We start from the raw sequence: 12124 nt of genomic DNA, 5'->3' as shown, positions 1-12124 counted from the left end.
CGTCGAGTATCTTGACGTCAAGATACATCATGTCCGCGCGAGGATCCTGGACCTACGCGACCTCGATGTAGTCGACCTCCGCGAAGGCGGTTCCCTTGCCCAGCCGGATCGTGTTCCAGCCCGCCTGGAGGGTGACGTCCTTCGTCACCTGTCGCCAGCTGTCCCAGCCGGTCACGGGGTAGCTGACGGACCCCGCCGCGGCCCCGTTCACGGTGACCGTGTGCGAGGCGGTCCCGGCCGATCCGTTGGCGTAGCCGACGTGCAACGAGTAGCTGCCGGTGGTGGGTACGTAGATCGAGCCGACGTCGACGGCGCTGTCGGCGTGGTCGATGTACGCGACGACCTTGCCGTCAGACGCGCCGGCGGCGTTCGACCGGACCGTGCAGTTGTGCAGCGTGCCGCGCTCGGCCTCGTACCGGACCCGGCTGCCCCGCACCACGGGGTTCCCGTTGGCCCAGCCGAGGTCGGCGACGTACATGCCCCGCCCGCCCGCGGCGCGGTGGCCGTGGAAGACGAGCTTGTCGCCCCCGCCGTCGCGCAGCACGTCGGCGCCGCCGGGGCCGCCCACCGCGCCGTCGAGCGAGGCTGTGGTCATGAGGAAGCGGAACGCCTTGGTGTACGGACCGGTGATCGAGCTCGAGACCGCGTAGTTCGTGCCGTACTGGTTGGTCGTGTACGGGCCCGCCGAGTAGAACAGCACGTACTGGCTGCCGACCTTGGTGATCACGGGCGCCTCGATGATCCCCGCCTCGTCGGCCCGGTCGTTGCGCAGCACCTGGGCGGCGCCACCCTCGAACGTGATGCCGTCCGCGGCCGTGCGCTGGACATGGATCCAGGTGGTGGCGCCGATGGCGTTGCCGTCGTTCTTCCAGACCAGGTACCGGGCGCCGTTCGTGTCGACGAAGCTGGACGCGTCGATGGCGCCGCCCGCGCCGAGCGGGCAGGCGAGCGGCTGGGTGCCGACCGGGACGAACGGGCCGCCGGGGGAGTCGGACAGGGCGGCGCCGATGCACTGTCGGTCGGACGCCGCGTGCCAGGCCGTGTAGTAGAGCAGATAGCGTCCGTCAGCACGGCGGGAGACGTCGGGTGCCCACGTGCGTCCCTCCTTCGCCCAGGCTCCGAGGTTCGGCAGGGCGTCCGTGGACCGGTACGTCCAGGGCCCGTCCGGGTCGGGCGCGGTCGCCCAGGGCAGGTTCTTGCCCTCGTTGGTCGCGTACGCGTAGTAGGTGTCGCCGAACTTCGACACGTCGGGGTCGGGGAAGTCGCGGTCGAGCACGAGGCTCGGGCGCACGGTCGCCTGGACGGAGAGGTCGTCGCTCGGGGTGGCGACGGCGGTGGGCCTGGCGAGGTCGGTGCCGTCCGCCGGCGTTGCCGCGGCGGAGCCGGTCGTGAGGAGCCCGAGGGCCAGGGCGGCGACGGCGGTGCCGGCGACAGCTGCGCGGGAGAAGCGAGGAAGTACCACGTTGAACCTCCGGGCGAGAGAAAACTCGACGGGTGAATTGTCGCGACTGAGCCATTCCCTGTAAAGGGCCGGGGCGTGACGAGTTTCGCTCGCCAAGGAATCGCTCCAACGTTAGACCCGGTGATCGGGCGCCTGACGCCGACATCGGTCACTTGCATCACCCGTTCTGCGACTTCGGTCCGTTGCCCTGAGATCGGTCAATCAACCGACCGATCTCAGGGCAACGGACCGAAGTCACGGAGTCCGCACCGGCAGGGCCGCGCTCAGGGAACCAGCAGCACCTTCCCCGTCGTGGCCCGGCCCTCCAGCGCCTCGTGCGCCGCCCCGGCGTCGGCCAGCGAGAGGGTGGAACCGACGTGGACCTTCAGGTCGCCCGACGCGGCGGCCTCGAACACCTCGGACGTGCGCCACTCGAGCTCGTCGCGCGTGAGCGTGTGGTGCGCGATCGTCGGCCGCGTGAGGAACAGGGAGCCGGCCTTGTTGAGCCGCTGCGGGTCGAACGGCGGTACCTGACCCGACGCGCCGCCGAACAGCACGAGCATCCCGCGCGGACGCAGGGAGGCGAGCGACGCCTCGAAGGTGGACCGGCCGACGCCGTCGTACACGACATGCACGCCCCGGCCGTCGGTGAGCCCGCGCACGAGCGCGGGCAGCTCGGCCGTGAGGTCGTCCAGCGCCGCGTAGTCGATGGTGTGCGCGGCACCGGCCGAGGCCGACAGTGCGGCCTTCTCCGCGGTCGAGACGGTGGTCAGGACGCGCCCGCCGTGCAGGACGGCGAGCTGCGTGGCCAGCAGGCCGACGCCGCCGGCTCCCGCGTGCAGCAGGATGTCGTGCCCCTGCCGGACCTCGAACGTGGACCGCACGAGGTAGTGCGCGGTGATGCCCTGCAGGGGGAGCGCGGCAGCCGTGGTGAGGTCCAGCCCGTCGGGTACCGGTACGGCGCCCGCGGCGTCGACCGCCACCAGCTCCGCGTAGGAGCCGGGCGCGTCGTGCCAGGCCACGCGGTCGCCGATCGCGAATCCCGTGACGTCGTCGCCGAGCGCCTCCACGGTGCCCGCGCCCTCCACACCGACCACGTGCGGGTACTGCATGGGGTAGACGCCGGAACGGCGATAGGTGTCGATGAAGTTCACGCCGGCTGCGGCGACACGGACCAGGAGCTGACCCGGACCCGGTGTCGGATCCGGGAGCTCGGTGTACTGCAGGACCTCGGGACCGCCCGCTTCACGGGCTACGACTGCGTGCATGCGGCCGAGCCTATGCGTCCGCAGCGGATGCGGTGGTAACGCTCCTCGTGGGTGCCCGGCGCGTCACTTGATGTCGTTGGGCGAGTACTCGAGTCCGATCTCCGGGGGCGGGACGAAGTACCCGCGGGCCGCATCCTCGAGCAGGCAGCTGCTGTCCTCGCGCGGGTCGAGGAATGGTTCGGCTGCCTCGGCGACGAAGGCGCCCATTGTGTTCATCACGGCGTCTTCGTCGAGCGCTTCTCCTTGATCGACCCTGCGTCGACCGTCCTCGAACACCACCCTCGTCTCGAGCAGGGTGCCGGGCGGGTCGGTGGGTGCTTCGGGGTGCTCAGCGGTGACGTACCAGTCGGCGGCAGAGCATGTGATTACAGTGGCGCTCCTGCCATCGGGGGCCTCGTCCACGTGGATCGGGATCATCGGACGCGGGCCCGGTATGAAGACCCATGCCTCGTCACGAGCAGTGTCTTCAAGGTAGTCCCGCGTCTCACGCCGGACACGCGGCGCCGTATCGCGAAGTGCCCGCGCGCTGAAGTCCCTGGTCGCGATGGCCATGTCAAGCTCGAAGGAGGAGGTACGGACGGCCTCGACCCAGGTATCGCTCTCCAGGGGACCGGTCGGTTGACCGTCGGGCCAGACGACCTCGGGCCGCGGCCACTCAGGCTGCGGCCACTCGGCCTGCGCAGCTGGTTTGCCGGGGCCGCAGCTGCTCATGACCGCGGACACAAAGGCCACGGTGATCATGAGGCCGGCGAGGACTTTTGTGGCAGGCGTCCACTTGTAGGTGCCGGGCACGGGTCTGGGTGGGTCCTCTCGGGGGCAAGCGGCGGATCGTGCGCCGTCGAAGAATATGTGGCCCCGGTGGGTCTGTCACGGATTCACCCGTCCTGTGCGCGAGCCATGAGTCAGACGGCTCCGTTGCCGAATCGCTGCTGGTCGGCGGCCATTCTCTCGTCGGCTTCGTTGTAGGCACGGACTGCCTGCTCGGTGCCGTCGATGGCCTTGTTCGCCTGCGCGGCCAGGCCTCGTGCGCGCCGTTCGTGGAGTGCGTAGAACCCGGCTACGGCCTGTACGACGACGGGGTCTCCGCTCATGCCTGAGCCGTCGCTGCGGGCCGCGATCTGTTGCGCTGCCGCGTGCAGCTGCTCGGCATGCTTGCCTGCCTGTCGCAGCGTCTTGTCGGTGAGGTCGGGGGTGATTCGGTATCCGGTCATATGCTGCCGCTCCCACTCATAGGTACCTGTCCATCAGGACGTTCGAGTGCCAGACGCCAACGGGGACGGAGATGACTACGATGAGAAGGCCGAGTCCTGGTCCTTTCAGCGATGCCCAGGTACCCCAACGCCGCGCGGTCTGCACCAGTGAGGCGATGATGACCACGGCGAGCAGGGGAAGCACCCAGATCCAGACCAGCCCAAACATGCTCACGAACCCCCATACGAAACATGCGACGAGCAGCGCAACGTTCGCGAGTACGGACCAGCCTGCGATCGTGGGATCGACGGGCGGCTTCAGTTTGTGCTGACTCGCGTTCCCAGGTGTCGTGTTCATGAGTCGGCGGCGGTCCGGTCCGTGGACGGGCTCACCACGATGACGCTGAGGTTCTGCGGCACTGGCGGTTGATCGGTCCAGAATCCAAGCTCCACGTACCACCCATCGTCGCTCTGGCCGCCGGGACGTCGGTACTCGTACTTACCAGTCGTCTCGTGCCGCGTTGGTTCGTCCGCTGTCCACCCCTCACTCTCCAGGACCTCGGCCATGCGGTCGGCGGCTTGCTCCGGGGTGACGTCGGCGTTGGCGGCCAGCACGATGGTCCCGTGCCACTGCCAGTACTGCCAGGGGTGGTCCTCGAGGTCATGGCTCTCGGCGTTCACAAACCGGTTCTCACTGGCGATGATGTCGTCCTGATAGCGGTCGACTTCCTCGATGGCGGCCATCAGTCGGTCGGCGATCTGCTCGGACTCCTTCTGGTATTCCTCGATCGTCACGTCACTCCTCGGGCCGGGGGAACAAGCCGTCACGGTCATGCCAGGGCACAGACCCACCGTCGTGCATCAGTACCTTGAACGCCTCGCGGCCGATCACCGTGCTGAGGGCGATGCTCACGGTCGACGGCGTCACGTCGGAAGCCGTCAGCCAGACGCCGCCCGCAACCCGTGTGCGGAGCTCCCGGGCGTCGGCCTCCAGTACCTGCAGCTTCTGCCGCACCGGCATCAGCTCGTCGACGTAGGCGTCCATGAGCCCGGCGGCCTGGTCCAGGACATCCCACTCACGATCGCCCGAGGCCTTGACCGGGTCCATCGCGCCGTACAGGTCCTCGCCCTCGGGCGCCTGGTAGTGCTCTCGCAGGCTGGCCCACGCTGTATGCGCATCGCGCGAAGCCTGCCCGACGGACTGACCGGTCTGGCGGCAGAACCGCGCGTTCTCCGATACGTCGTCCAGACTCGTCCACAACGCACCGGAGCGGAACGGGACGCGTCCGGATCGATCAACCCCGACGCGTCGGTCACCTCACTGCTCACAAGCCCTCACCCCCACTCGACACGTCCACTCGGATCGTCCGTCCGGCGTTGCATCTACTGCGTGATGACGTGGGCTTCGCCGACGACGATCTGGGTCTCGTTGGTGAGGTCCAGGGTGAAAGTGCCGGACTGGCCGGCTCCGTGCCAATCGACTACCCAGTGGGACGTGGCCGTCACGGTGTAGGGGTTGCCCTGCTTCTCGTAGCGGTGGCCGCAGTCCGGAGATTCCTTCTTGCCGAAGCTGTCCTGGTAGGGGGTGCCCGCGCCCTGGCAGGTCACGGTGGTCCCGTCGCCCATGTTCCAGTCGATGCTCGCTACTCGTCCGGTCGAGGTCACCGTCGCGGTGCCTGCGGGCGCGGTAGCGACCAGCGGTCCGACGGTCTGGATGCCTGGTTCGTGTACCCACATCCACACGGGCATCCCGACCAGTCCGACGCGGCCGGGCTGGTTCTCGGGCACGATCCCGATGGGAATCTTGGTCGGGTTGGCCTCAGCGAAGGCCTCCCGGGCGATCTGCTCGACGTCGATGCCGCTTTCGGCGGAGGGCGCCCACCACCGCAATATGCAGTCCTCGGGAGGTAGATGGATCCCGGCGGACTGATCACATGCCTCGATCCGCAGGACACACGTCATGATGAAGCCGTCGTCATGCCCCTCCCAGATGCGATCCGTCTTGGCGGGAGGTGGGGCTACCACTGACGCATAGCACTCTCCATTCCAGAGACCGCCCCGGCTGTCCTTGCAGGGCACCTCTCTGGCGCCCTCCCGGCAAACAGGCTCGCTGCCGTTGACGGGAGTCGTGCCCTCGGTCGGTGAGCCGCCTGGTGACCCATCCTCTTTGCCCTCGCAGATCCACCCGTTGCGGCCGTTGGGAACGCAGTTTCCTGAGTCGTTCTCAGGCGCGTCTGTCGCCATGACGGCGGCTGCCGGGGTAATCGCGCTGACCAACACGATCAGGACAGAAAGAGCCAGCGCAGCGAGCGGTCGGAGCGCGTTCGGGATGGGAACGCGGGCCACGTCAGCACTCCTTCTTGGTGTACTTGTCTTCGCGAATTGTCCACCGCTCGCCGGGCTGACCCTGCATCAGGACCTTGCTTATGGACTTCTGAGGACCCGGGTCGGGGACCGGAACGACCTCGCCATCGGCATCGACAGTGTGCGTTCCTGTGCCGTCGACACACACGTCCAGCTTGATCCGGTGTCCGCTGATGGTGTCGGCGAGTGGGTCGCCGACATAACTGGCATCAACCAGGGCGGTCACGTCGCGGTTTCCGACCATCTTGTAACCCTGCTCGGTAAGGAAATCCCACTTCATTCGCTCGTTGCTCAGGATGTCCGGGTCGCCGAGATAGAGCGCGAGTTCCTCGTAGCCATTGGTGCCGGCCTTCTGGTGCTTCTCGTCGATCTCGAGGTACTCCTCGTACCGGCTCAGGGCGTCGGCGATGCGTTCCTGTTCGGCGGCCTCGGCCGGGTCCGTCGGCGTAGGCGACGCCGTCGGTGAAGCGGAAGCGGACGGCGACGCCGTCGGAGGCGTTCCGCCGTCGCTCTGCCCGCCGCAGCCAGACAGGACAACCGCTAGAGCGGTACAAGCGATGATGCCGAACGTGGACGTCGGGCGATTCGGGCGAGCCATGTGTTCTGACAATCCTCTCGGAGCAGGCAGGCTGTCAGAACTTGATGTCGTCGGGGGAGTACTCAAGGGTGACGTCCGGGGCCGGGTCGAAGTACCCGCGTGGGGCATCGTCGAGCAGGCAGTTGCGATCTTCGCGAGGATCGAGGAAGGGTTCCGCAGCCTCGGCGACCTCGGCGTCCATAGTGTTCATCACGACGTCGTCGTTGAGCAGAACGCCCGGCTCCACCATGCGACGACCGTCTTCGATGGTCACTGGTATATCAAGGAGGACGCCGCGCGGGTCTGTGGGCGGTTCAGGGTCTTCTGCGGTGATGTACCAGTCGGCGGCGTAACAGGTGATCACGGTGGCGCTCTTGCCGTTAGGCGCTTCGTCCACATGGATCGGAATCAGCGGACGCGGGCCTGGCGTGAAAGCCCACGCCCTCTCACGGGCGGAGTCCTCAAGATGGGCGTGGGTCTCACGGCGGATGATCGGGGCCGTGTCGCGGAGTGCCGGTGCACTGAAGTCACGCGTGGCGATGGCGATGTCGAGCTCGAGGTAGGAGGTGCGGACCGCCTGGACCCAGGGGTCGTCCTCCAGGGGCCCGGTGGGTTCGCCGTCGGGCCAGATGACCTCGGGCCGCGGATCGGGCTTGACCGAGCCGCATCCCGTCAAGGCCAGGGCCAGGCCGGTTATCAGTGCGGCACCGACGTGGTGGGTGCGGTGGATGGTGCTCATTGAGTAACGATCCCGTCCGATGACTTCGAATAGATGGCTTCGTAGACGCTGTCGAAGGTTCCCGACGCCTCGTTGGCTGACAGACCATCGACGCCCAGTTGTGTGGCAAGCTCGGCGGCGGCATGACCCGTAGCTGCGGCTTCCTCGCGGGCCTTGCCTTCACTATCGACCTGGGCCTCGGCGAGGTTGTTCGTCCAGGCGTCCAGGGCCTCGTCGGTGGCCCAGGCGACGGCTCCCTTCAGGGCGAGCTTCCCGACCTTTTCGACTGGCTCGGGGACCGGGATGGCACCGGCGGCGGTCGAGGCAGCGTTGATCGCCTGCTCGGCGGCCTCATCTTTCCTGTTCATCACTCCGGCCTCGCCGCCGTCGCGGGCGCCAGAGAGGAACGCTTCGAGCTTCACGATCCGGTCGACTGCCTCCCGCGGATCCGTCTGCCCCTTTTGGGCGACCCCAACCAGAGCCTCCTGATACTGGCTCACGCCCTGGGTCAGCATCTCGACGGAAGCCGGGCTCGACGCCGCAGCAGCTGCCACCTCCGCGAGGGCGGCACGTGTGACGTTCGGCGTGGCGCGTGGTTCGCCCTCCAGGCCCGGCAACTCGCTCGGAAGGAAGCCTTCGAGGGCGAGACTCTTCAATTCCTGATCTGTGCTGTACTCGTGGATCGGGTTGTGTGCCAGATGTGGCATCGCGTCCACGGTCCCGCTAGCCAGTTCGATCGTGCCGAGCGTCGATACCTGCTCCGGGATGAACGTCTCGTTCTCGCTCAGGCCGCGCACGGCGTAGGTGGTCATGGTGGCGACCTTCTCCCACACTTCCGGGTCGTAGGCGCCGCTCGTGGGGTCGTAGGAGTTCGGGTCCAGAGGGCCGCCGGTGGCCTCCTGTGCGCCTGACCACAGTGCGGCAACGCCTTCGAACCCGTCGCGTCCGGCGCGTACCGAGGAGTCACGCTCCTGAAAGTAGTACTCCAGGCGGGCCTGCCCTGCGGACTTGTACCCCGAGTCGCTCTCGTCTGTGGGGCTGTACTCGTCGGTGCCGTCGTCGGTGAGCCAGTTCAGTGCCGCGTCGGGGTACTCCCCGAGCGTGGACAGCACCCGCCCCATCGGGTCCTGGAGCCGGGTGGAGTTTCCGTCCTGCCCGGGCGTCAGCGCCTCCAGGGCGAGCACACCGACTTCAGGCCCGATGTGCAGCCACGGCTGCTGCCACCCGATCGGGTCCCGCTCCATCGCGTCCAGCTCCGTGGCCGTCGCTACCGTGAACTCCTCGCCCATCGGGCTGTTCCGATGGTCGCCGAAGAGGAAGCCGACTGCCGAGGCATGTCGCCCGCCTTCCACGCCCCGCAGCATCTCCAGGGCGAACTTCTGCGCCTGCTCTGGCTCCCAGTCCGCCGACGCCGTTGACAGGCCTTCGCGGAGCCGTGTCGCCACCCTTCGGGCAGCCTCCATGTCGCAGCCTGTGGTGAATGCGCTCTGTCCTGCTGCATGCACAACCGTGGCAACCGCCGCTCCACCTGCGCCCGCTATCACTGCTGCTAACGCCGCCTCGTCCTGCCCGAACACCTGCAGCGTCGCGTCAAGCGCGGCGATGTCCGTCCCGGATTCGCTTTCGGCGGCCTGCTCGATCGCGTCCGTGAGCTTGCCCTCGACGATCTGCCGGTCCAGGTCGAGCAGCGGGATCGTGTCGCCCATCGCCTCCTGCTGCCAGCTCTCCAGGCCGTTCCACCATTGCGTCAGCTGCTCCGGCGTCATCGCCTCCAGCTCGTCCCGGTCGCGCATGAACCACTCGCCGTCGTCGGGCGGTGCGCTGCCAAACGGGCTCCCACCCATTGCAAAGGTCAGGGCGGAGATCCGCCCCTCGGCCGCCTCCACGGTCTGCAGGCCGTGCACCAGCGTCTCGATCGCGTCCCGGATCTGCTCGGTCAGTCCCGATATGGTCGCGACGTAGGCCTGGTTCTGCTCGACCGACGGGCGATGCTCACGCCACGAGAGCGTCATCCCCTTGGCCTGTGCAAGCGGCGAGAGGGCCTCAAGCAGCGCGCCCGCCGGCGTGAATTCCGCGACCCGAACGAACGGCAGGTCTTCGGCAGAGACCCAGATCCCCGGCGACACCGTAGCGCGCCACGCCGTGGCCTCGGTCTCCAAGGTCGCGAGTCGCTGCTTCAACCCGCCCACCGTGTCCGTGTAGTTCCGCATCAGCTTGGCACCCCACCGGAGCCGTTCGGAGACGGTCTCCCCGGCGCGGTGTGCAGGATCCATCGCGAGATACAGATGCTCGGCACCTGGTGCCTCGTATACGTCAGGCAACACACCCGACCACCGGCTGCGGATGTCCTGTGCCACCTCGCCCACGGTGTCGGCGAGCTGATCCGCCAGCCGGGCGTGCTCCTCGACCCCGCACAGGCCGAGGGCATGCGACCGATAGGGCCACGCACTCGGGGCGATCAAGCCGCCGGCGTCCGTGAACTCGCTGGTCATGGTCCCAGCTCCCCGCTGGCGAAGCCAGCCCTCGCAGCGGTCGCCTGCAGGTCGATTGCCATCGTCTCGTCCCCGTACTCGATTGCCGTGACCGCTTCGCGTGCTCCGGCAACCACCCGCTCGATCCGACCCTGCATCGACTCGACGGCCGAAGCCTGCTCCTCGAAGAAGGCAACGATCGCGCCCGCGACCTCCGGAGTCCCCGGCTCGCTCGCCGGGTCCAGAGACCCGGCCTGCCGTACCACTCCGTTCAGCGGCTCCGCCATCGCCTCCACATCAGACAGCACACCGCGAGCTCCCGGCCCGACACGCCAGCCATCCATCACGAACCACACCTCTCCCAGCACGGGTATTCGCCCGGGCCATAGCCAATTCCCGCCTCGTCTTCCACAGTTCCTATTGCGTGATGACGTGGGCTTCGCCGACGACGATCTGGGTCTCGCTGGTGAGGTCCAACGTAAAGGTGCCGGACTGGCCTGCTCCGTGCCAGTCGACTACCCAGTGGGACGTGGCCGTCACGGTGTAGGGGTTGCCCTGCTTCTCGTAGCGGTGGCCGCAGTCCGGAGATTCCTTCTTGCCGAAGCTGTCCTGGTAGGGGGTGCCCGCGCCCTGGCAGGTCACGGTGGTCCCGTCGCCCATGTTCCAGTCGATGCTCGCTACTCGTCCGGTCGAGGTCACCGTCGCGGTGCCTGCGGGCGCGGTAGCGACCAGCGGTCCGACGGTCTGGATGCCTGGTTCGTGTACCCACATCCACACGGGCATCCCGACCAGTCCGACGCGGCCTGGTTTGTTCTCGGGCACGATGCCGATCGGGATCGCGGTCGGGTTGGCCTCGGCGAAGGCTTCGCGGGCGATCTGCTCGACGTTCACGCTGCCCTCGGGAACGGGCGTCCACCACCGTTGCACGCAGTCCTCAGCGGGCAGGTGGATTCCGGCGGACTGGTCGCATGCCTCGATCCGCAGGACACAGGTCATGATGACGCCCTTGCCGCGGCCCTCCCAGATGGGGTCTGTCTTGGCCGGAGGTGGATCAACGACTGACGCGTAGCAGCGTCCGTTCCACACGCCGCCCTTGCCGTCGCGGCAGGGGACCTCCCTGGTGCCCTCCCGGCAGACCGGTTCACTGCCCTTGACGGGAGCCGTCCCACCGGCAGACGCGTCGCCCGAGGATCCGCCTTGTTCGCCTTCGCAGAACCACCCTTGAAAGCCTGCTGGCCCACAGCTTCCCGTGTCTTGCCCAGGTGCATCGGCTCTTGCACCAGCGCTTGCCGCCGGGGTGCTGGTGAGTGCCAGCGCTAGCGCCGCTACGCCGCAGGTGGTCAGCAGCGCGAGCGTCCGGAGCGCGTTGACGGGGGCTGAGCGCCGCACCTCAGCACGACTTCTTCGTAGAGGTGATCTTGTTGATCGTCCACTGCTCACCAGGCTGACCCTGCATAACGACCTTCAGGACGGATTGGTCCGGGCCGGGATCGGTCACCGGAACGACCTCCCCACCTGCATCAACGAATTCGAATCCGGTTGCGTTGACACACAGGTCAAGGTGTACCCGATGACCGCTGACGGTGTTGGCGAGCGGGTTCCCGTCATACCTGGCATCGACAACGGAGACGATCGGCTTCCGGTCACCGACCATCTTGATGCCGTGCTCGGCGATGTAGTCCCACTTCATCTGCTCGTTTGAGTGAATGTCGGGATGCCCGACGTAGAGCGCGACGTCTTCATAGCCGTGGGTGCCGGCCTTCTGGTGCTTCTCGTCGATTTCGAGGTACTCCTCGTACCGGCGCAGGGCGTCGGCGATGCGTTCCTGCTTGGCGGCCTCGGCCGGATCCGTCGGCGTCGGTGACCCAGTAGGCGACGCGGACGCGGATGCAGATGCGGCCGGGGACGCCGACGCCGGCGCGTCGCTCTGGCCACTGCAGCCAGACAGGACAACCGCTAGAGCGGTACAGGCGATGACGCCGAAGGCAGACGTCGGAAGATTCGGGCGAGCCATGTGTTCTGGCAGTCCTCTCGGGGCAGGCACGCGGGTTGCGCCCCCGCAGCGTATTTGGCCCGGATGGGTCTGTCACGGATT

Annotated in this window: 13 protein-coding genes; all 13 read right to left on the bottom strand. The window is 67.6% G+C overall.

Annotated elements, in window-relative coordinates; all coding sequences use genetic code 11:
• Positions 1 to 52: 52 nt before the first annotated feature.
• Positions 53 to 1462, bottom strand: a complete 1410-nt coding sequence (locus tag ACFO6V_RS15225; protein WP_377136652.1) for a family 43 glycosylhydrolase — start codon at positions 1460 to 1462, stop codon at positions 53 to 55.
• A gap of 263 nt (positions 1463 to 1725) precedes the next feature.
• A complete protein-coding gene (locus ACFO6V_RS15220; protein ID WP_377136651.1) occupies positions 1726 to 2709 on the bottom strand; it encodes a quinone oxidoreductase family protein in 984 nt (327 codons plus the stop codon).
• A 63-nt stretch (positions 2710 to 2772) separates the two neighbouring features.
• Entirely contained in the window at positions 2773 to 3501 is a 729-nt protein-coding gene (locus tag ACFO6V_RS15215; protein ID WP_377136650.1) for a hypothetical protein, read from the bottom strand.
• 110 nt (positions 3502 to 3611) lie between these two features.
• Complete coding sequence (locus ACFO6V_RS15210) at positions 3612 to 3920, bottom strand: DUF6507 family protein (RefSeq protein ID WP_377136649.1); 309 nt, start codon at positions 3918 to 3920, stop codon at positions 3612 to 3614.
• 333 nt (positions 3921 to 4253) lie between these two features.
• The gene (locus ACFO6V_RS15205) at positions 4254 to 4694 is read right to left on the bottom strand and encodes a hypothetical protein (protein ID WP_377136648.1); all 441 of its coding nucleotides are present in this window, start codon (positions 4692 to 4694) and stop codon (positions 4254 to 4256) included.
• A 1-nt stretch (position 4695) separates the two neighbouring features.
• Positions 4696 to 5160 carry a hypothetical protein gene (locus ACFO6V_RS15200; protein WP_377136647.1) on the bottom strand — a complete coding sequence of 155 codons (465 nt, stop codon included), beginning with the start codon at positions 5158 to 5160 and terminating at the stop codon, positions 4696 to 4698.
• Between the two features lie 122 nt (positions 5161 to 5282).
• Positions 5283 to 6245 carry a hypothetical protein gene (locus ACFO6V_RS15195; protein WP_377136646.1) on the bottom strand — a complete coding sequence of 321 codons (963 nt, stop codon included), beginning with the start codon at positions 6243 to 6245 and terminating at the stop codon, positions 5283 to 5285.
• A gap of 1 nt (position 6246) precedes the next feature.
• Positions 6247 to 6861, bottom strand: coding sequence for a DUF3558 domain-containing protein (locus ACFO6V_RS15190; protein ID WP_377136645.1), 615 nt, complete (start codon positions 6859 to 6861; stop codon positions 6247 to 6249).
• 34 nt (positions 6862 to 6895) lie between these two features.
• Entirely contained in the window at positions 6896 to 7579 is a 684-nt protein-coding gene (locus ACFO6V_RS15185; RefSeq protein WP_377136644.1) for a hypothetical protein, read from the bottom strand.
• Positions 7576 to 10050 carry a DUF6571 family protein gene (locus ACFO6V_RS15180; protein ID WP_377136643.1) on the bottom strand — a complete coding sequence of 825 codons (2475 nt, stop codon included), beginning with the start codon at positions 10048 to 10050 and terminating at the stop codon, positions 7576 to 7578. Before ACFO6V_RS15180 ends, ACFO6V_RS15185 begins: the two co-directional genes overlap by 4 nt.
• Positions 10047 to 10373 carry a DUF6507 family protein gene (locus ACFO6V_RS15175; protein ID WP_377138146.1) on the bottom strand — a complete coding sequence of 109 codons (327 nt, stop codon included), beginning with the start codon at positions 10371 to 10373 and terminating at the stop codon, positions 10047 to 10049. The genes ACFO6V_RS15180 and ACFO6V_RS15175 overlap by 4 nt, the downstream gene beginning before the upstream one ends.
• 73 nt (positions 10374 to 10446) lie before the next feature.
• Positions 10447 to 11025, bottom strand: a complete 579-nt coding sequence (locus tag ACFO6V_RS15170) for a hypothetical protein (protein WP_377136642.1) — start codon at positions 11023 to 11025, stop codon at positions 10447 to 10449.
• Positions 11026 to 11419: 394 nt separating this feature from the next.
• Complete coding sequence (locus ACFO6V_RS15165; protein WP_377136641.1) at positions 11420 to 12043, bottom strand: hypothetical protein; 624 nt, start codon at positions 12041 to 12043, stop codon at positions 11420 to 11422.
• Between the last annotated feature and the right edge of the window lie 81 nt (positions 12044 to 12124).

The sequence above is a fragment of the Promicromonospora alba genome (genome assembly GCF_042654905.1).
GTDB lineage: Bacteria > Actinomycetota > Actinomycetes > Actinomycetales > Cellulomonadaceae > Promicromonospora > Promicromonospora alba.
Note: the sequence above shows the minus strand (reverse complement) of the source record. Positions and strands in the feature narration are given on the sequence as shown.